This window comes from Pseudomonas sp. AC463 (genome assembly GCF_979253585.1).
Genome location: NZ_CEEDDZ010000007.1, coordinates 77,841 through 94,809, shown reverse-complemented (window position 1 = coordinate 94,809; position 16,969 = coordinate 77,841). Strand labels below are relative to the sequence as shown.

Annotated in this window: 23 protein-coding genes and 1 pseudogene; 21 read left to right on the top strand and 3 right to left on the bottom strand. The window is 59.2% G+C overall.

Annotation, left to right across the window (positions count from 1 at the left end; all coding sequences use genetic code 11):
* Positions 1–679: 679 nt before the first annotated feature.
* From AC0IYH_RS10730 to AC0IYH_RS10720, 3 genes are read left to right on the top strand one after another with little or no spacing between them, the layout of a single operon-like run.
* Positions 680–1,018: a hypothetical protein gene (locus AC0IYH_RS10730; RefSeq protein ID WP_105522402.1), complete on the top strand. Its 339-nt coding sequence runs from the start codon at positions 680–682 to the stop codon at positions 1,016–1,018.
* Between the two features lie 24 nt (positions 1,019–1,042).
* Positions 1,043–1,726, top strand: coding sequence for an SOS response-associated peptidase family protein (locus AC0IYH_RS10725; protein ID WP_471834242.1), 684 nt, complete (start codon positions 1,043–1,045; stop codon positions 1,724–1,726).
* Between the two features lie 54 nt (positions 1,727–1,780).
* Positions 1,781–2,173 carry a DUF2513 domain-containing protein gene (locus AC0IYH_RS10720; RefSeq protein ID WP_471834240.1) on the top strand — a complete coding sequence of 131 codons (393 nt, stop codon included), beginning with the start codon at positions 1,781–1,783 and terminating at the stop codon, positions 2,171–2,173.
* Positions 2,174–2,256: 83 nt separating this feature from the next.
* On the opposite strand, the gene AC0IYH_RS10715 is transcribed toward AC0IYH_RS10720, so the two are convergent.
* Positions 2,257–3,276 (bottom strand): phage portal protein, encoded by a 1,020-nt coding sequence (locus tag AC0IYH_RS10715; protein ID WP_471834238.1) that lies wholly within the window; start codon positions 3,274–3,276, stop codon positions 2,257–2,259.
* Positions 3,276–5,036 (bottom strand): terminase ATPase subunit family protein, encoded by a 1,761-nt coding sequence (locus AC0IYH_RS10710; protein WP_471834236.1) that lies wholly within the window; start codon positions 5,034–5,036, stop codon positions 3,276–3,278. Before AC0IYH_RS10710 ends, AC0IYH_RS10715 begins: the two co-directional genes overlap by 1 nt.
* Before the next feature lie 153 nt (positions 5,037–5,189).
* Here AC0IYH_RS10710 and AC0IYH_RS10705 point away from each other — a divergent pair, with 153 nt between their 5' ends.
* From AC0IYH_RS10705 to AC0IYH_RS10645, 13 genes and pseudogenes are all read left to right on the top strand, one after another.
* A complete protein-coding gene (locus AC0IYH_RS10705; RefSeq protein ID WP_105227833.1) occupies positions 5,190–6,035 on the top strand; it encodes a GPO family capsid scaffolding protein in 846 nt (281 codons plus the stop codon).
* A 46-nt stretch (positions 6,036–6,081) separates the two neighbouring features.
* Positions 6,082–7,134, top strand: a complete 1,053-nt coding sequence (locus AC0IYH_RS10700; RefSeq protein ID WP_471834234.1) for a phage major capsid protein, P2 family — start codon at positions 6,082–6,084, stop codon at positions 7,132–7,134.
* Positions 7,135–7,144: 10 nt separating this feature from the next.
* Entirely contained in the window at positions 7,145–7,852 is a 708-nt protein-coding gene (gpM, locus tag AC0IYH_RS10695) for a phage terminase small subunit (RefSeq protein WP_471834233.1), read from the top strand.
* Between the two features lie 104 nt (positions 7,853–7,956).
* The gene (locus tag AC0IYH_RS10690; RefSeq protein WP_471834232.1) at positions 7,957–8,418 is read left to right on the top strand and encodes a head completion/stabilization protein; all 462 of its coding nucleotides are present in this window, start codon (positions 7,957–7,959) and stop codon (positions 8,416–8,418) included.
* Positions 8,418–8,630 (top strand): tail protein X, encoded by a 213-nt coding sequence (locus AC0IYH_RS10685; RefSeq protein WP_471834230.1) that lies wholly within the window; start codon positions 8,418–8,420, stop codon positions 8,628–8,630. Before AC0IYH_RS10690 ends, AC0IYH_RS10685 begins: the two co-directional genes overlap by 1 nt.
* Positions 8,631–8,657: 27 nt before the next feature.
* Positions 8,658–9,011 (top strand): putative holin, encoded by a 354-nt coding sequence (locus AC0IYH_RS10680; RefSeq protein WP_471834229.1) that lies wholly within the window; start codon positions 8,658–8,660, stop codon positions 9,009–9,011.
* Between the two features lies 1 nt (position 9,012).
* The gene (locus AC0IYH_RS10675) at positions 9,013–9,291 is read left to right on the top strand and encodes a phage holin family protein (RefSeq protein WP_046035110.1); all 279 of its coding nucleotides are present in this window, start codon (positions 9,013–9,015) and stop codon (positions 9,289–9,291) included.
* The gene (locus tag AC0IYH_RS10670; protein WP_471834227.1) at positions 9,288–10,133 is read left to right on the top strand and encodes an N-acetylmuramidase domain-containing protein; all 846 of its coding nucleotides are present in this window, start codon (positions 9,288–9,290) and stop codon (positions 10,131–10,133) included. Before AC0IYH_RS10675 ends, AC0IYH_RS10670 begins: the two co-directional genes overlap by 4 nt.
* The gene (locus AC0IYH_RS10665) at positions 10,130–10,333 is read left to right on the top strand and encodes a hypothetical protein (protein ID WP_471834225.1); all 204 of its coding nucleotides are present in this window, start codon (positions 10,130–10,132) and stop codon (positions 10,331–10,333) included. Before AC0IYH_RS10670 ends, AC0IYH_RS10665 begins: the two co-directional genes overlap by 4 nt.
* Positions 10,330–10,695: pseudogene (locus AC0IYH_RS10660) on the top strand (Rz-like lysis system protein LysB); the annotation flags it as partial. The gene AC0IYH_RS10665 and the pseudogene AC0IYH_RS10660, both read left to right, overlap by 4 nt.
* Positions 10,661–10,873: an Rz1-like lysis system protein LysC gene (lysC, locus tag AC0IYH_RS10655; RefSeq protein WP_240040482.1), complete on the top strand. Its 213-nt coding sequence runs from the start codon at positions 10,661–10,663 to the stop codon at positions 10,871–10,873. The pseudogene AC0IYH_RS10660 and the gene lysC, both read left to right, overlap by 35 nt.
* A complete protein-coding gene (locus AC0IYH_RS10650; RefSeq protein WP_471834223.1) occupies positions 10,870–11,352 on the top strand; it encodes a phage tail protein in 483 nt (160 codons plus the stop codon). Before lysC ends, AC0IYH_RS10650 begins: the two co-directional genes overlap by 4 nt.
* Complete coding sequence (locus tag AC0IYH_RS10645; protein ID WP_471834221.1) at positions 11,342–11,803, top strand: phage virion morphogenesis protein; 462 nt, start codon at positions 11,342–11,344, stop codon at positions 11,801–11,803. Before AC0IYH_RS10650 ends, AC0IYH_RS10645 begins: the two co-directional genes overlap by 11 nt.
* Here AC0IYH_RS10645 and AC0IYH_RS10640 read toward each other — a convergent pair.
* Positions 11,794–12,492, bottom strand: a complete 699-nt coding sequence (locus AC0IYH_RS10640) for a DUF2971 domain-containing protein (protein WP_471834219.1) — start codon at positions 12,490–12,492, stop codon at positions 11,794–11,796. The genes AC0IYH_RS10645 and AC0IYH_RS10640 overlap by 10 nt on opposite strands.
* A 115-nt stretch (positions 12,493–12,607) precedes the next feature.
* Here AC0IYH_RS10640 and AC0IYH_RS10635 point away from each other — a divergent pair, with 115 nt between their 5' ends.
* The 5 genes from AC0IYH_RS10635 to AC0IYH_RS10615 are packed head-to-tail and all read left to right on the top strand — an operon-like array spanning position 12,608 to position 16,962.
* A complete protein-coding gene (locus tag AC0IYH_RS10635; protein ID WP_471834217.1) occupies positions 12,608–13,180 on the top strand; it encodes a phage baseplate assembly protein V in 573 nt (190 codons plus the stop codon).
* Positions 13,177–13,521: a GPW/gp25 family protein gene (locus AC0IYH_RS10630; protein WP_471834216.1), complete on the top strand. Its 345-nt coding sequence runs from the start codon at positions 13,177–13,179 to the stop codon at positions 13,519–13,521. Before AC0IYH_RS10635 ends, AC0IYH_RS10630 begins: the two co-directional genes overlap by 4 nt.
* Positions 13,518–14,429, top strand: a complete 912-nt coding sequence (locus AC0IYH_RS10625; RefSeq protein ID WP_471834215.1) for a baseplate J/gp47 family protein — start codon at positions 13,518–13,520, stop codon at positions 14,427–14,429. The genes AC0IYH_RS10630 and AC0IYH_RS10625 overlap by 4 nt, the downstream gene beginning before the upstream one ends.
* Positions 14,429–15,046 (top strand): phage tail protein I, encoded by a 618-nt coding sequence (locus tag AC0IYH_RS10620; RefSeq protein WP_471834214.1) that lies wholly within the window; start codon positions 14,429–14,431, stop codon positions 15,044–15,046. Before AC0IYH_RS10625 ends, AC0IYH_RS10620 begins: the two co-directional genes overlap by 1 nt.
* The gene (locus AC0IYH_RS10615; protein WP_471834213.1) at positions 15,043–16,962 is read left to right on the top strand and encodes a phage tail-collar fiber domain-containing protein; all 1,920 of its coding nucleotides are present in this window, start codon (positions 15,043–15,045) and stop codon (positions 16,960–16,962) included. The genes AC0IYH_RS10620 and AC0IYH_RS10615 overlap by 4 nt, the downstream gene beginning before the upstream one ends.
* Positions 16,963–16,969: the final 7 nt, after the last annotated feature.

Sequence of the window (16,969 nt, the reverse complement as noted above, 5' to 3'; positions counted from 1 at the left end):
TTACGTAAAAATTACTTGAAGAATTACTAAAAATAACTTCTCCAAGTAATAGAAGAGACCCAACGAATTCGGGGTTCTCAAGCACCCGCCTTGCACCATATTTCCTAATTACCTTTTTCCGATGCCGTTCCTGAAAAAGCATCCAGCCAGTACCAACACCATCCCCCAATACACCTACCCTCGCAGGGTTCCGCAGGCTTTTAACTTCTCCACAACGCCAAGCAAGCGCCCAGCCTGTGCCGCCGGGAGTGGTCCGCAGGGGCGCAGAAATAACGACCCATTTAGCCCGCAGGCGAGGTGGGGGGACGACGGCGCGCGCCGAGTGCTGAAGCACGCCACTGCCCCACTTGTGACACGTCAGTGGCCCGTTCGTGGCACGCCAACTCCCCGGACTGCCGGCGGCGAGCCGGGGCCTGTCCTGCCTGCGAATGCCCGGCAGGCCAAAACAGGCTGAAAGCCCCGTGTTTATTGGCCCTAGCAGGAACCTACGCTTGCCGTGACAGCCAGCAAATGCTATGTTGAGCTGGGTTTTTTCATGCTGCTGAAGGGCAAACTTTCATCTATGCCAGCTGACTTTTCCGGCCCAATCTCCGCCTTCCCTCTTACAGCTCGTCGCCTCAAATCGCGTCATGGCTAAACGTCATTTACTGTATGTGCATACAGTATTGGATTCGTAACCATGAATAACGATGAAGACACCCTAGGATGGCTTGGCCTCCCCACCCCACTGCAGATGTACCGACAGCATTGCCGTCTGCTAGAGAACGAGATCCAGGAACTCAACCTGCAATTACGAAAAGCGCGGGCGGACGTTTTCGGTATCAGTGAAATGCTGCTGGAAACCCAGGCGAAGAACACAGAGTTTGCGGGGTATCTGCGGGAACGCGGGGCCGAGGCCGCAACAATGCGTAAGCAAATCGCCGATCTGACCACGTTGTCCAATGTGAGCAGGCGGGAAGCGGACGAGCTGCGGCGCATCGTCAATGAAATGAGACCTCGACCGACCACGATTGTCTAAGGTCAAACGTAGAGAGGGTTTGCTATGTGCGGAAGACTGTCGCAGTACCGGGGAATCCACGACTTTGTTGCGGCACTGAGCATGCCCAATGCCCTGGCAAACTCGGTGGGTGATCAGCCGATCGAGCGATACAACGTCGCCCCAACGACCCACGTGGCATTACTACACCTGCAGGGCGAGCTGCTACACGCCGATCCTGTGCGATGGGGCTGGCGCCCGCATTGGGCGAAAGACCGGGCCGCGCCCATCAATGCACGCGTCGAAAAGGTTGCACACGGCCCCTTCTTTAGGGCGATCTGGCCACACCGTGCGATCACGCCTATCGACAACTGGTTCGAGTGGGTGGACGAAGGCGGACCGAAGAAACAGCCTTATCTGATCCGCAGGCGGGACGGCGCGCCGATCTTCTGCGCAGCCATTGGCCAGCTACCAGACGCTGATGAAGGCCCGGGCGAGCATGACGGCTTTGTGATCATCACCGCAGACAGCGCCGGCGGTATGGTGGACATCCACGACAGAAGGCCCGTGGTACTTACGCCGGACCTTGCCCGTGAATGGCTGAACCCAGCAACGCCAAAAGAGCGTGCTGAGCAGTTGGTGTTGCACCAGGGCGAGCCGGCCGAGGCCTTTGAATGGTTCAAGGTCAGCACCGCCGTGGGCAATGTTAGAAACAAGGACGCCGCCTTGATTGAGCCGGTGGCGTTGTAGTATCAAGACGGGATGGGTATTCAGCATGGTCTGTAAGGACGCTAGGAGACGTACATGCAAAGAAATATGGATCTGATCCGCGCTATCGTTTTGAAGCTGGAGTCATGGGATCTAGGTCCAGGCGCGATAATCATCGTGAGTGACATTGAAAAGGACTTCCCAATAGACGGCTATACAGCACACGAGATCAGCTATCACTTCAACTTGATTGCTGAAGTAGGCTGGGTAGATACAGGAGGTAGAAACCCCTCCAGTAGAAGCTTCACGTTCCGAAGCCTCACATCGAAGGGTCACGATTTCGCCGACTCTGTCAGAGACGACAAAATCTGGGCTGTAACAAAAAATGGTGCGGTTAAAGCCGGTGGGTATAGCTTGGAATTACTGGGGAGCCTCGCTAAAGGTCTGTTGAAAAAGCAGATTGAAAAACATACAGGCATCGATCTTTAATGCCTGTTGGCTCAAGCCAGTAATACCTATTGACCCAACAAAAAGCCGCCAAATAGGCGGCTGATTTGTTGCGAAAATTTCAGCTACTGAGCCGTAACCTCAGCAAATGGCTTGAACCTCACCACCTCTTCACCGACCCAGTCATTCAGCAGCGCCAGACGCGTCTGGATAGGCTCAAGCTCTAAGGTTGCCCACACACCCGCGGCTTCCTGCGGCGAACCGAATCCCCCCGCATTTTTCGGCACGATACCCATCAGCTGTGGATACACCCGCAATGCCGCCAGCACATCGCCCTGGGTTTGATCCTTGATCGAGTTGAATTCGTCCTTGGCCGACACTTCGCTCACCGGTATCAACTGAATGCCCTCCTTTTTCCCGTTCGGTGCGTACACAAACAAATTGCGGAAGTTGCCCGGCCCCTTAGAGTTTTTCAACGCCGTGCGCAGGTCATCGATGTCGGATTCGTTCTGCGCCGCGTCCGTCATGTACAGAATGAAACCCGCATGGCTGCCGTTCTCGTAATATTTGCGGCGGAACAACGTTGCCGACTGGTTCAACAGCGCCGATTGCAGTGCACACAGCCACTCCGGCAACCCGTAAATTTCCTGATGCAGATCCAACTCGCGCAAATGGAACACGCTGCCCTGGTCAAACTCGTGCTCATTCTTCCAGCCCTGCACCTGGAAAAAGCGTTCGTCCTTCCCCACTCGCATGTACTTCGCCAGCGGCGGCTTTAGCGCCACAGTCGAGCCCAGTAGTGACCGCCGCGCCTCCACGTACGCATTGCCCAATGCCAGGTAGTCCTGAGCGTATTGGTCAAACGCCTCGCGGGTCAGCAGCTTGTGCGGGATGAACGTTCGGGTCAGTTGGTTACGCTTGAAGCGCAGCCCAGAGTCGAGGTGAACGCTCGCTTTAACCGACCGGGCAAGTCCGTCCAGTGACAATGGCGGCTCATACCACCGCCCGTTAAACCAGCACTCCAACGAGTCGAATATCTCCCTGGCCGACAACACCGACTCCGGCTCACCGAACGTGAATGCCACCGATTTGTGATCACTCGCCGCCTGCTCAGTGGCAACCGCCACCTCATTATCTGTACTCATCAAAAAAGCTCCATCCGCCCGGTATTGGCAGCCGTCTGCCCTTCGAGCGGTTCGTGGTGTAGTGCATGGAAAAGCGCCCAGGCCAGGTCGGCATGGCCGGTTGATTCGCTACGCCCGGCCGTATAGGTGAACTGCCGGCCGCTGGCGGTGATGGTTTTGCGGATAGCCATCAGTGATTGCGCGAAGTCCGTCCAGCCGGCGTCGAACTCCAGTCGGCCCTTGTTGATCACGTCATAGGCCTTCATGACCAGGCGCGACTTCACCTCTGGCGAATAACTGAAAGTTGTCAGTCCAGGGAAGAACTGCCGCACCAGCTGCGCCACGCCCGAGCCCATACCTGTTACGTCGATGCCGATATAGGTCACCCAATATCGCTGGGTCACCATGCGGATGGATTCGGCCTGCGCCGCGAAGTCCATGCCACGGAACTGGTGGCGCTCAATCACCCGGAACTTACCGCCCGGCACCATCGGCGGCGCTACGACCACCAGACCAGAGCTGTCGCCCGTTTCGGCCGGGTCATAGCCCAACCACACTTGGCGGTCAGCCAACGGGCGCGGCGCCAATGGTTTGTAGTCCTCGGCCCAGTTGACCCAACTGTCCACCATGCACGACTGCAACATTGCCAGCGGAAAGATGCTCGCCCCGTCGTCCACAAACTGGCACATCAGCAGGTTCTGGAAGGCCTCGGCGTCGTACTCCTGGCGCAGCTCTTCAAGGTCGAACAAGTCACAGCCGCGCTGCTCGGCGTCCAGAATCGTGACGATCTGCCGCCACACCTTGTCCTCGCACAACCGTCCCTGCTGCAGGGCATCGTGGGAAACATCAACCGAAATACGGCTGGCGGCCGGTTTGCCCTTGTTGAATCGCTCCCCCGTCCAGAACGTGTATGCCTCATGAGCCATGCTCGACGGAGTGCTGAAGTACGTGCGGCGGTACTGCTTCTGCATCGCCATCCCCGAGGCGACCTTGTTCAGTTCCTTGAACTTGAACGTCCAGAAGAATTCATCGAAGTAGAAGTTGCCGTGGTAGCCCTGGGCGGTTCGGGCGTTGGTGCCCAGGAAGTGCAGCTCTGCGCCGTTCGCAAGCGTGATCGGATCGCCGGTCAACTCGACGCCGACGACTTCCCTGGCAAAGGACTGAATATACGACTTGAAAATATGGGCCTGATTCTTCGACGCCGACAGGAATATCTGGTTACGGCCCGTGGTCAGGGCATCAATCAACGCCTCCCGAGCGAAGTAGAAAGTCGCGCCGATCTGCCGGCTTTTCAGGATTGCCCTGGTGCGCTGATTACCCGCCTTGTACCAGTCCAGCTGATAACCGAAACATCCATCGACAAAGGCCTGGGTGAGCAGCTCGATATGCTCTTCGCTGAACTCGTTGCGGCTTGGTTTTTTCTTCGGCCCGCTGTTGCGGTCATTCAGCTTCGGGTTTAGCTCAGACTCGGTGCCGCCGCCCTGGAACCTCTGAATACGGGCCTGGCGCTCCAACTGCCGGTGGAGCAGATCAATTTCCTTGAAGTCGCCGCCGGTCTTGCCTTCCTTCAGGATTAACTGCACCAGTCGGGCCTCCAGCGCCCCGCCGATGCGCTCGACGTTATCCGCCCGGTCCCATTCGTCACGGGTTTTCCAGCTGTGGACGGTCTTCTCTTTTTCGTCCAGGTACTCGGCAATTTCGGTGATGCGCCAACCCGTCCAGTACAAAAATTTGGCCTGGCGACGGTTATCACGGACGGGAATTTCAGCGAGAGCATTCATGGCGCAGATGCTGCCTCCCGCGCGCGTGGTACACCCGCCCCGCTCACTGTAAGGCGGCGCGCTACAAGTCCGGCTCGTTGCCCGCGAGGCCGCAGCTACCGACCATGCCCACATCGCAACGGCAGTTCGCCGCCACCGCACTGAGGACTCCCCATGGCCAGCAGCACCAAACAGAAATTCCGCTCCAAGTGGACCCGCATTGCCGTAGAAGGCGCGACCACCGATGGCCGCATCATCGAGCGGAGCTGGATTGACGACATGGCCTCGCAGTACAGCCAGAACACCTATGGTGCTCGCATCAACTGCGAACACATCAAGGGTTACTGGCCCGGCGGCGAGTTCGGCGCTTATGGCGACGTAGTGGCGCTCAAGGCTGAAGAAGTCGAGATTGCCGGAATCAAGAAATTGGCGTTGTTCGCCCAGCTCGAACCCAACGACGCATTGCTGGCCTTGAACAAGGCCGGTCAGAAGGTCTACACCTCGGTCGAGATCCAACCCAAGTTTGCCGATAGCGGCAAGGCCTACCTGGTCGGCCTCGCCATCACTGACACTCCAGCCAGCCTGGGCACCGAAGCCCTGAGCTTCAGCGCTACACATGGCACCTTGGCCGGACGCAAACAGGACAAAGACAACCTGTTCAGCGCTGCCGAGGAGGCCTTACTCGAATTCGAAGAAGTCACCGACCAACCGAGTGCTTTTGCAGCAATCAAGGCCAAGCTCGGTGAGTTCATCAAACTGAGCAAGGACAAGGATGGCAAGGACGCCAACACTTTCTCCGACATCGGTGAAGCGCTGGAAAGCCTGGTAACCCTCGCCACCCAGCAGGCTGAGCAAGCTGACGCTTCAAGCAAGGCCTTGGTCGATCTGAAAAAGCAGTTCACCAGCCTGGATACCGAGCTGAAAGAGCTCAAAACCAAGCTCGGGCAAACCGCTGACCTCAGCCAGCCACAGCGCCCGCACAGCACTGGCGGTGCAGGCACCGTACTGACTGCTTACTGAACCCACGGCCCAACACCGACAAGCCTATTCACCGGAGAACACCCCCATGCGTAAAGAAACACGCTTCGCCTTCGCCGCCCTGGCCGTGCAGATCGCCCTGCTCAATGGCGTAGCCAGTGCCCACGAAAAATTCAGCGTCGACCCCAGCATCCAGCAAAAACTGGAAGTTGCGGTGCAGGAATCCGATGGTTTCCTGAAGCAGATCAACATCATTGGCGTCGACGAGCAGTCCGGCGAGGCCCTGCTGCTGGGCGTAAATGGCCCGGTTGCAAGCCGCACTGATACCTCCGGCGGCACCCGTCGCAGCCCGTCGAGCCGTAGCACGCTGAGCAAAGACAGCTACGTCTGCAAGCAGACGAACTTCGACAGCGCGTTCCCCTATGCCCTGCTGGATGCCTGGGCCAAGTTCCCCGACTTCCAAGTCAAGCTGAGCAACGCGATCATCCTGCGCCAGGCCCTGGACCGCATCATGATCGGCTTCAACGGTACCAGCGCTGCAGCAACCACCAACCGTGCCGCCAACCCCCTGTTGCAAGACGTCAACATCGGTTGGCTGCAAAAAATTCGCCTCAGCGCCGACGACCGCGTGTTGGACGCTGCCACCATCGGCTCCCGCAAAGTCATCAAGGTTGCGGGAGTAGAAACTGTATTCGAGGGTGATTACGCCAACCTCGACGGCCTGGTGTTCGACGCGATCCAGATGCTCGACCCATGGCACCGCACCCGCCCGGATCTGCGCGTCTTGGTTTCCCGCAACCTGATGCACAGCAAACTGCTGGCAGCAGTGGAAAAGGGGGCCGACTCCAACCAGGAAGAAAACGCCGCTCAAGAGATTGTAAGCCGTGCCCGTTTGGGTGGCCTGCCGGTCGTCGACGCCCCGTTTTTTCCGGATAACACCGTGCTGGTCACCACCCTCAGCAACCTTTCGATCTACTACCAGAACGGTGCCCGCCGTCGTCACCTGAAAGACGAACCTGAGCTGGATCGAATCGCTGACTATCAGTCTTCGAATGAAGCCTACGTGATTGAAGACTTCGGCCTGGTCGCCCTGGTGGAAAACATCACGGCCGTCAACTACCCAGCCCCGACCGAGGCCTAAGAGGCGCGCCATGCACCAGACACCAGCCCAACGCAACCAGCTGCGCAAACGCGCAGCCATTGAGTCCGCCGCAACTGCGCCGGCCACTTCAATGGAAGGCGCAACCGCCTACGAGCACCAACTTGCCCAGCTGGCTCAGCACCGCGCGCGTCTGAAGCAGGTGCAGTCCAACCAGGGCAAAGCTGAGCTCAAGGCGCTACTGATCCCTGAGTACGAACCCTACGTGCAGGGTGTGTTGGATGCTGGCAACGGTGCTCAGGATGAGGTGCTCACCACCATCATGCTTTGGTGCATTGATGCCGGCGGCTACCCCGGAGCGCTGCAGATCGCCGAATACGTCATCAAACACGGCCTGAAAATGCCGGACCGCTTTGAGCGCACCACTGGCACCTTGATCGCCGAGGAAATCGCCGAAGCGGCTCTCAAAGCGCAGAAGGCGGGCGAAGGCTTCCCGTTGTGGATTCTGGAGCAGGCAGCACGCATTACCACTGAACAGGATATGCCCGACCAAGCCCGCGCCAAGCTGCACCTGGCCATCGGTAAGGAAAACGCTGCCAAAGTCCCGAATGAAGACCTCACGACAACCGACGTTGGTTTTCTGGTGGTGGCAAAGGCTCACCTGAGCAAAGCAATCGACCTGCACAGCAACTGCGGTGGCAAAAAGGATCTGGAGCGCGTTGAGCGCCTCCTCAAGAAATACGCTGCTCCCAGCAGCTAACCGAGCGTCCCCACGCACCCCGCCGGCTCGGGGCGGATCGGCCAGGCCGCTCCTCCTGAACGTGATGCCCCGACCACCGGCGACCTATTTTTGAGTGCCGTTCCATGAGCGCATTTGTAGCTAGCGGCCCAGTCACCGGCGGCCATATCAACACCGACCCGTTCTGGCCCTCAATCGACCTTGAGCAGCTGCGGGCCACCCTGCGCATCGACAACAGCGTCACACCAGCCCGCCTGGAAACTGCCGTAATCGCCGCAGCCATCAACCTCAACCGCGAATTGAAGTCCTGGAAGGCCACGCAACAGGCCGCCGGCTACGCCACGCTGGCTGATATGCCTGACGACATGATCAAAGACGTTTCAGTCCAGGCCCACCTGTACCACCGTGCGATCGAGGCCGGTACCGGCGCGGAAGTATGCGAGCGGTACCGCGACTACAGCGCGACTAATACCGGCAACGACAAAGCCGAAGAAACCACCCCAACCATCGACGACTATCGCCGCGATCTGCGCTGGGCCGTTCGTGACTTCCTAGGGATCAGCCGCACCACCGTGGAGCTGATCTGATGCCCGTCGCCGTCCGCACCAATCAAAACGACACCGTCGACGCCCTCTGCTGGCGGTTCTACGGCCGCACCGCCGGCGTCACCGAGGCCGTGCTGGAAGCCAACCCCGGCCTGGCCGACCACGGCCCAATCCTGCCGCAAGGCCTTGTCGTCAACATGCCCGAAGCCCCAACCACCGCGCCCCAGCGGCAGATGGTGCAGCTATGGAACTGACCCCCTGCATCCAAGGAAAACCACACCATGGCTGATCCGACTTCCAGCGTTGTGACTGGCCTGCTCATTGGTTTGGGCCTGTCCACCGTAACGCCCGTTATCGACGACGGGGCGCTATTCGGCGCCATCCTCGGCGCCTGGCTGGTTACCAGTACCAAGCGCGACCTCAAAGTCTGGCAGCGGCTGGGCTCACTGTTCCTGTCGGCCGGCGTGGGTTACCTGTTCGCGCCCATGGCCTTACAGGCAATTCCGTTTATCACCAGCGGCGGCAGTGCATTTCTCTGTGCTCTGGTGGTCATCCCGATCAGCATCAAGCTGATGGTATGGGTGGAAAAAGCGGACATCTGGGACATATGGCGTCGCTTCAGAGGGGGCACCTGATATGCCGAACATCGAACTGGCCGTGCAGTTGATCGCGGCGATTGCCTACCTGCTGAGTGCCCTGCGCCTGGCCTGCTACACCCGAGGCGATGCGCGGTACCGGCGCAGCATCTCACTGCTGGCAAGCCTGTTTGGCGCCACGTTGTGCATCTGCGGTCTGGAGATCCTGCTGGAGCGCCAGCCCACTAGCCTCGGCCAGGCCGCTGCCATCGTACTGCTCTGCATCCTGATTTTCCGTTCACGCGGCAATGTCGCCGCCCTGTTGAGGCCCAGCGCATGACCACCACCCTTCGCCATGGCGACCGCTCGCAAGCGGTGCTGATGCTGCAAAAGAACCTCAATAAGCAGGGCGCCAACCTGGTGCCGGATGGACACTACGGCGACACCACCGAAGCTGCCGTCCGCGCCTACCAGGTCAAAGTCGGACTGGTCGCCGACGGCATCGCCGGTACAAAGACCCAAACCAGTCTGGCGGGTGGCGACTGCGCCCAGCTGCTGCGCAACAACGACCTGGTGACCGCTGCCGAACGCCTCGACGTGCCGTTGGCGAGCATCTACGCGGTCAATGAGGTGGAATCCAAGGGCAAAGGGTTCCTCGACAACGGCAAGCCGGTGATCCTGTTCGAACGGCACATCATGTACCGACAGCTCGCCACGGCTCGACATGCCGGCGATGACGCTGCCGAACTCAAGCGTCACGCCGATCAGCTCGCCACCGCCAACCCTGCCTTGGTCAATCCGAAGCCGGGCGGATACATCGGCGGTACCTTCGAACACCAGCGCCTGGCCATGGCCCGCCTGATCGACGACACGGCCGCCCTGGAGTCTGCTTCCTGGGGAGCGTTCCAGATCATGGGCTTTCATTGGAAGCGTCTCGGTTACACCAGCGTGCAGGCCTTCGTCGCGGCAATGGCGGCCGGCGAATCGCAGCAGCTCGACGCTTTCACCCGATTCATCGAAACCGACCCTGTGCTGCACAAGGCGCTGAAGGGCCGCAAATGGGCCGAGTTCGCCAGGCTCTACAACGGGCCGGATTATCTGCGGAACCTCTACGACACCAAGCTCCAGCGCGCCTACGAGCGGCACACCGCCTGCGAGTGCGACAGAGGGGTGGCGGCATGATCGACTTCGAAGCGCTGCAAAAGCTGATGGTAAAGGACGGTGACCTGCTGGTCGTACCGGAGTCGACCGAACAATGCGATATGGAGTTGTTGGCCGAAGCCATCCAGATCATGAACGGAGCACGGGCCGTAATCGTGCGCGGCCCGATCAAACAGCTCGATACCGCCGACATGAACAAGCTCGGCTGGTACCGAGCGTGAGCACGCTGCGCCAGGCCCTATATGGCCTCGCCCTGCTCGGCGCTCTGGTGCTGCTGATCTGGGTCCAAGAAACACGCATTGACGTCGCTGAAGGCAAAACCGAACGGGCAAAAGATGCGGCCAAGTCCGCCCGCGACGACGCCGCTCGCAACCTGAAAACCGCCAATACCCTCGCCGATACCCTGACACAGGAACGCGACGCACAGATCACTCTGCGCGGCCAGCAGGACCAGCTGCGCCAGAGCCTGGCCATACGCGAGCGAACAATAGAGGATCTGAAACGTGAAAACGACGAACTACGGGACTGGGCTACTCAGCTTTTGCCTGATGCTGCTCGCCGGCTGCGCGAGCGCCCCGCCCTCACCGGCGCCGCCGCTTATCGTGACTGGCTGTCCGGCCGTGGTGCCGTGCCACCTGCCGGCGACAAGCCCCCTCAACAACGGTGACCTATTGACCGACGAAGACCGCGCCGAAGCTGCCTGGGCTGACTGCGCGGCGCAGGTCGACATGGTCTACAAACACCAGCAGGCCAACCCATGAATAAGCCGGAAAGCCTACGCGCCCACCTCCTGGCCACCGTCGCCGAGTTCAAGCACAACCCCGACCGTCTGCTGATATTCATCGACAACGGCAAAGTCCGCTGCACTGCCGCCCACACCCTGTCGTTTGAATACAGCTTCGACCTGCAGATCATCCTTACTGAGTTCGCCGGCCATCCCGATAGCGTGATCTTGCCGATCCTGGGTTGGCTCAGCGTCAATCAGTCCGAGCTGCTGGAAAACCTCGACAAGGTCAAAGACGGCATCCAGTTCGAAGCCGACATCCTGGACAAGAACAAGGTGGACCTCAGCATTACCCTGCCGCTGACGGAACGGGTTGTGGTCGGAGAGGATGACCAAGGCAACACCACCGTGAAGCATCCGAACGAACCGCAGTACGTGGCGGGCTACCTCGATCCGAACTGGAAGCCTGGAGCCCATGGCAACACCAGTGAGTGGAGAGTGCCTGGTGGTGAATAACCTGGAAGCGCTGGAAACCTGGGCGGCGGTGCTGCTGGATCGGCTGGAACCGGCGGAGCGCAGCAAACTGGCTCGAAACGTTGGGCAGGAGCTGCGTCGCAGTCAGCAGAAGCGGGTGATTGCGCAAGAGAACCCGGATGGGACCAAGTTTGCGCCGCGTAAGCAGCGAAACCTTCGCGGGAAGCAAGGACGTCTTAAGCGAAAGCTGGCGATGTTCAAAAAGCTGCGGACTGCGTCATACCTGAAGGTTCGTGGTGACAGTAACGCCATTACCGTTGGTTTCACCGGGCGTATAGCCCGGATTGCTAGGGTTCACCAGTACGGTTTGAAGGACCGGGCGGAACGCGGGGCCCCCGATACACGTTACGAACAACGGGAATTACTGGGGTTTACCGATGCGGACTTAGATATTGTTCGAGACCAGCTTTTAAAACATCTGACTCAAAGCTGATCAGCCAGTATTTCCTCAATCTCGATTTGGTCTGGTGATTTATAAAGAGCTGAGCGTTGAACGTTCCCTTCGAATCCAAGATGTTCTTGAAAAAAGAATTTGAAGGCGCGAACCAATTCATCCGGGGCTCTCGGATCAAGGAGAATTCTATCAATAAAGTTGTGCGGATCAATTGGAACAGTGAACCCTTTATGCTCATGCAAAAGATCCACAGACTTAGCATATAGCGTCCCACGCCATTCCTTTTCGTGATCGAACGCTTGACGCTTCATATAAAGCGCATCTATCGCTCGAGAAATCTGAAAGGCCTCAGTTAAATCTTTACCTATTTTTTTTGCCTTCCAGTCCAACTCTTCCTGAGGATAATAGCTAACCTCCGCGACTCTAAACTGATAGTTCTTTAACTTAGCGGACGCCTTTAAAGCAGCTCTCAATTTTGAGTCGGTGGTGGAGACTCTAACTCCCATACCGTTATGAGAATAGATACGCCACATAGCATCGGATATTGGTGCGCTGCTCCAGCACTGCGCGAAAACCGCATTAACCTTTGAGTGTTTTATACGTTTCTCATATGGATCATCCCAAGAGTTTGGGCTGGCAAAAAACAGCTCCTTCTTTTCAAAAATCTGAACAACCCTTGTGAAGTCCAAAATTCGATACAACCGTTGAGGCTTTTCCGTCTTTGCCATAACACTGCTCCTAGTTATTTCCCGCACTGTAGCAATTCGAGGATCGCCTTGTAACGTACAGTCCTACAAAGCCTGAGCGCTGCACTAGCGCGCGCGAGCAATCACCATCGGCGCCATGAACGACTTCGCCGCCCTCTCCCGCATGCTCGAAAACCTCATCCGCTTCGGCGTCATCGCCGCCGTGCAGATGGCCCCTCCGCGCGTGCAGGTAAAAACCGGAACCCTGGACACCGCTTGGCTGCCATGGCTCGCCCTGCGCGCTGGAGCTGACCAGGAGTGGGACCCGCCCACCGTGGGGGAGCAAGTAATCCTGCTCAGCCCATCCGGCCAACTCGCAAACGGCATCGTCGTAACCGGCCTGTTCAGCGACCACATCCCCGCCAACGGCAACCGCCCCGGCCTGCACCGCCGAACCTACGCCGACGGCGCGGTGATCGAATACGACAGCGTCTCCCATCACCTGAACGCCACCCTGCCCGACAGCGGTACCACCAGCCTGGTCAGCAAGGGCGGGATCAACATCATCGGCCCCATCAATCACCAAGGTGATTACAACCAAACCGGCAACCAAAACGTGGTCGGCCTGGTGACCGTCTCCGAAGACGTGGTCGCGGCCACCATCAGCCTGGTCAAGCACATGCACGGCGGCGTGCTGGTGGGCGGCGCGAAGACGGGGAAACCAGAATGAACCGCGAAACCGGCGCAACCATCAGCGACCTGGACCACATCGGCCAGAGCATTTCGGACATTCTCACCACCCGCATCGGCACGCGCGTGATGCGCCGCGAATACGGCAGCCTGTTGCCCGAGCTGGTCGACCACCCTTTCAACGATGCCACCCGCCTGCGCGTGTACGCCGGCACCGTCATGGCGCTGATGCGCTGGGAAACCCGCATAACCCTAAGCCGCGTGCAGTTCCTCGGCGCAAACCTGCAAGGGCAGTCCGTGCTCGAGCTGGAGGGCTCCGTCGTCGACACCAATGAACCCTTGAGCCTGAGCCTGCCGCTGCAACTGGGGGGAAGCGTATGAATTCCTTTGCCGCAATTGACCTCAGCCAACTCCCCGCACCACAGATCGTCGAGCAGATCGACTTCGAATTGATACTGGCCGAGCGCAAGGCCTACATGATCAGCCTGTGGCCGATCGAGGAGCAGGAACAAATTGCCGCACGCCTCGAAATGGAATCCGAGCCCCTGGCAAAGCTGCTGCAGGAGAACGCCTACCGCGAAACCATCTGGCGTCAGCGGGTGAATGAGGCGTCCATGGCGAACCTGCTAGCCTTTGCCAAAGGCCCCGATCTGGACCAACTGGCTGGCAATTTCAACGTACAACGACTGGTGGTTCAGGAAGCCAAGCCCATGGCTGTCCCGCCTGTCGCGCGGATAATGGAAGGCGACGACAGTTTGCGTGAACGGGCGCAAATGGCCTGGGAGGGGCTGAGCACCGCCGGCCCGCGCCAAAGTTACATTTTCCATGCCCGTGGGGCTGATGGCCGCGTTGCCGATGCGACCGCTGAAAGCCCATCACCCGCCGTGGCAGTGGTCACCGTGCAGGCCCTGCTCGGCGACGGCACCGCGTCGGCCGACCTGGTCGCCACCGTCAAGAAGTATCTGAGCGACGATGACCGCCGGCCCGTGGCCGACCGCCTGACCGTGAAGCCCGCAGAAATCATTCGGTACCAGGTGAAAGCCAAGCTGTACTTGCTGACCAGTGGCCCCGAGTCTGAGCCAATCCTTGCTGCGGCTGAACAGAGCTTACGGGCCTATGTGAACCAACGTCGCCGCCTGGCTATGGAGGTGTCGGAATCCGCCCTGCACGCGGCGCTGTTCGTCGAAGGTGTACGCAAGGTCGTGCTGGAAGATTGGGTCGATATCGTCGCCACCAAGGAGCAGGCGCCCTTCTGCACCGGCGTCACCATCACAAAGGGCGCTGAGTAATGGGCGTCCAGCAGCTGCTACCGAACAACTCCACAACGCTTGAGCGCCAGGCGGCACAAGCGCTCGCGGAGATTCAGCGCGTGCCGATCCCGCTGCGGGATCTGTGCAACCCGAACACCTGCCCGGTGGCAGTACTGCCCTACCTGGCCTGGGCCTTCTCGGTCGACCGGTGGGATAGCAATTGGACCGAGGCCACCAAGCGCGCGGCCATTCGCTCGTCCCGCTATATCCACGCACACAAAGGCACCATCGGCGCCCTGCGCCGCGTGGTCGAGCCGCTGGGCTACCTGATCGAGGTTGTGGAGTGGTGGCAGACCGTACCGGAAGGCTTGCCCGGCACGTTCGCCTTGAAGGTCGGCGTGCTCGACACCGGCATCACCGAAGAAATGTACCTGGAGCTGACCTGGCTGATCGATGACGCCAAGCCGCTCACCCGCCCACTGACTGGCCTGGCCATCAGCCTTGAAAGCACCGGCACCGTGTTTATCGGGGCCTGCGTTTACGAAGGCGACGAACTCAGCGTTTACCCACCGACCCAGCGCGATATCGACGTCAGCGGTGTGTACCGCATCGGTGGCCGCGAACACCATATCGACACGATGGACATCTACTCATGACCGACCAAAACAGCCAGTTCTTCGCGATCCTCACCGCCGTAGGTGAAGCCAAGCAGGCGAACGCCGCAGCCCTCGGCACATCATGGACGTTCGCCCAGATGGCCGTGGGTGATGCCAACGGCACAGAACCTATCCCCAGCCGCACACAAACCAAACTTATCAACGAGCGCCGACGTGCACCGTTGAACCAAGTGAAGGTGGATCCGGCCAACGCCAGCGTGATCATCGCCGAGCAGATCATCCCCGAGAGTGTCGGTGGCTGGTGGGTGCGGGAGCTGGCGTTATACGACGCGGACGGCGACATGGTCGCAGTGGCCAACTGCGCGCCGACCTTTAAGCCGCTGCTCGCCCAGGGTTCCGGCCGGACGCAGGTGATTCGAATCAACCTAATCGTCAGCAGCACGGCCAACATTGAGTTGAGGATTGATCCAAGCGTAGTACTTGCGACCCGCGAATACGTCGACACCGTAGTTGTAGAGGCGCTCTCAAAGCTGGACTACAAACACTCGGTGTTGGCGGCAACCACGGCAAATATCGTGCTGAGTGGCATCCAGACCATCGACGGGGAGTTGTTGCCCAGTGGTGCACGGGTGCTGGTCAAGGACCAGGCCCAGGCCAAAGACAATGGGATCTACGTTGTGCCCGCAGCAGGTGCGTGGAAGCGTGCGCAGGACGCGGACACCAGTGTGGAGGTAACGCCGGGGCTGTTCGTCAGTGTTGAAAAGGGCACAGTCAACGGAGACAGCGTCTGGCAGTTGGTGACGGATGCTCCGATTGTATTGGGCACCACCGCGCTGGCCTTTGAGATGGTTGCTGGGCCTACGGGCGTCAGCGCGGGCGCCTACACCAAGGTAACGGTCGACAAATACGGACGAGTGATTGCCGGTACCACGCCGACTACTCTGGCAGGCCATGGCATCACCGATACCTACACCAAGGTCGAAATCGCGGCAATGATTGCCCAAGCCTCGGCGTTGCCGGTGGGCTCGATGATCGGTTTCCCGGTGGGTCAGGTAGCCCCAGGCTTCCTGGAGTTGGACGGCAGCGTCAAAAGCGCGACGGCTTATCCAGACTTGGCCACGTTTCTGGGCGGTGTATTCAACAAGGGTGACGAGGGTGCAGGAAACTTCCGCCTGCCTGAGTCGCGCGGCGAGTTCCTGCGGGGCTGGGACCACGGGCGCGGGATTGATGCAGGTCGTGCGATTGGCAGCTACCAGCTCGACGCGCTGCAAAACATCACTGGCGAGTTAGCTGCTGATCCTGGACTGGCCTATCAGTTTTTGGGAGAGGGTGGCCTTACCGCAACGGGTGCTTTGTCGGTTAAGACACGCCAAGGTGTTTTGATTGGTGATGCGAGTGTTTCCGGGGTAGTTGGTGCGAGCTTTTCGTTTGATGCTTCCCGTGTAGCTCGGACCTCGACGGAAACGCGCAGCCGTTCCCTTGCTGTGATGTGGTGTATCAAAGCCTGGAACGCGCCGATCAATCAGGGAATTGTTGATATTGCTGCGTTGTTGCCACTTGCGGCCCAGGCAACCGAAATCAATCAAGGCACGGCCAGGGTGTCCACGGCTGCGCAAATGCTCGATAGCGCAAACGATTCGGTCATGGTCACGCCAAAAAAGCTACGCCTCGGGTTTCAGTTCAGCGTTGCAGCCAACGGCTATTTGGTTTTCCCGACCTGGCTTGGCGGGCTGATTATCCAATGGGGGGTCCAGACAGCGGAGCCTAGCGCGGCAACGAACTACGGATACCCTATGGCATTTCCCACCGGATATCTGTTTGGCGGCGCGCAGGTAGGAAATGCAGCAGGCGTGGACGCGTCAATCCGAAATATCAACATGAACTTGAGTCAATTCCGACTAGATACGTCGTACTCGTCTGCGCACGCTGCGGCGTGGTGGGCCTTTGGATACTAGGGGTTAT

Bases quoted from the DNA above. Each gene is read 5' to 3' on its own strand.
- AC0IYH_RS10730 (WP_105522402.1), top strand. From the start codon at position 680: ATGAATAACGATGAAGACACCCTAGGATGGCTTGGCCTCCCCACCCCA.
- AC0IYH_RS10725 (WP_471834242.1), top strand. From the start codon at position 1,043: ATGTGCGGAAGACTGTCGCAGTACCGGGGAATCCACGACTTTGTTGCG.
- AC0IYH_RS10720 (WP_471834240.1), top strand. From the start codon at position 1,781: ATGCAAAGAAATATGGATCTGATCCGCGCTATCGTTTTGAAGCTGGAG.
- AC0IYH_RS10715 (WP_471834238.1), bottom strand. From the start codon at position 3,276: ATGAGTACAGATAATGAGGTGGCGGTTGCCACTGAGCAGGCGGCGAGT.
- AC0IYH_RS10710 (WP_471834236.1), bottom strand. From the start codon at position 5,036: ATGAATGCTCTCGCTGAAATTCCCGTCCGTGATAACCGTCGCCAGGCC.
- AC0IYH_RS10705 (WP_105227833.1), top strand. From the start codon at position 5,190: ATGGCCAGCAGCACCAAACAGAAATTCCGCTCCAAGTGGACCCGCATT.
- AC0IYH_RS10700 (WP_471834234.1), top strand. From the start codon at position 6,082: ATGCGTAAAGAAACACGCTTCGCCTTCGCCGCCCTGGCCGTGCAGATC.
- gpM (WP_471834233.1), top strand. From the start codon at position 7,145: ATGCACCAGACACCAGCCCAACGCAACCAGCTGCGCAAACGCGCAGCC.
- AC0IYH_RS10690 (WP_471834232.1), top strand. From the start codon at position 7,957: ATGAGCGCATTTGTAGCTAGCGGCCCAGTCACCGGCGGCCATATCAAC.
- AC0IYH_RS10685 (WP_471834230.1), top strand. From the start codon at position 8,418: ATGCCCGTCGCCGTCCGCACCAATCAAAACGACACCGTCGACGCCCTC.
- AC0IYH_RS10680 (WP_471834229.1), top strand. From the start codon at position 8,658: ATGGCTGATCCGACTTCCAGCGTTGTGACTGGCCTGCTCATTGGTTTG.
- AC0IYH_RS10675 (WP_046035110.1), top strand. From the start codon at position 9,013: ATGCCGAACATCGAACTGGCCGTGCAGTTGATCGCGGCGATTGCCTAC.
- AC0IYH_RS10670 (WP_471834227.1), top strand. From the start codon at position 9,288: ATGACCACCACCCTTCGCCATGGCGACCGCTCGCAAGCGGTGCTGATG.
- AC0IYH_RS10665 (WP_471834225.1), top strand. From the start codon at position 10,130: ATGATCGACTTCGAAGCGCTGCAAAAGCTGATGGTAAAGGACGGTGAC.
- lysC (WP_240040482.1), top strand. From the start codon at position 10,661: ATGCTGCTCGCCGGCTGCGCGAGCGCCCCGCCCTCACCGGCGCCGCCG.
- AC0IYH_RS10650 (WP_471834223.1), top strand. From the start codon at position 10,870: ATGAATAAGCCGGAAAGCCTACGCGCCCACCTCCTGGCCACCGTCGCC.
- AC0IYH_RS10640 (WP_471834219.1), bottom strand. From the start codon at position 12,492: ATGGCAAAGACGGAAAAGCCTCAACGGTTGTATCGAATTTTGGACTTC.
- AC0IYH_RS10635 (WP_471834217.1), top strand. From the start codon at position 12,608: ATGAACGACTTCGCCGCCCTCTCCCGCATGCTCGAAAACCTCATCCGC.
- AC0IYH_RS10630 (WP_471834216.1), top strand. From the start codon at position 13,177: ATGAACCGCGAAACCGGCGCAACCATCAGCGACCTGGACCACATCGGC.
- AC0IYH_RS10625 (WP_471834215.1), top strand. From the start codon at position 13,518: ATGAATTCCTTTGCCGCAATTGACCTCAGCCAACTCCCCGCACCACAG.
- AC0IYH_RS10620 (WP_471834214.1), top strand. From the start codon at position 14,429: ATGGGCGTCCAGCAGCTGCTACCGAACAACTCCACAACGCTTGAGCGC.
- AC0IYH_RS10615 (WP_471834213.1), top strand. From the start codon at position 15,043: ATGACCGACCAAAACAGCCAGTTCTTCGCGATCCTCACCGCCGTAGGT.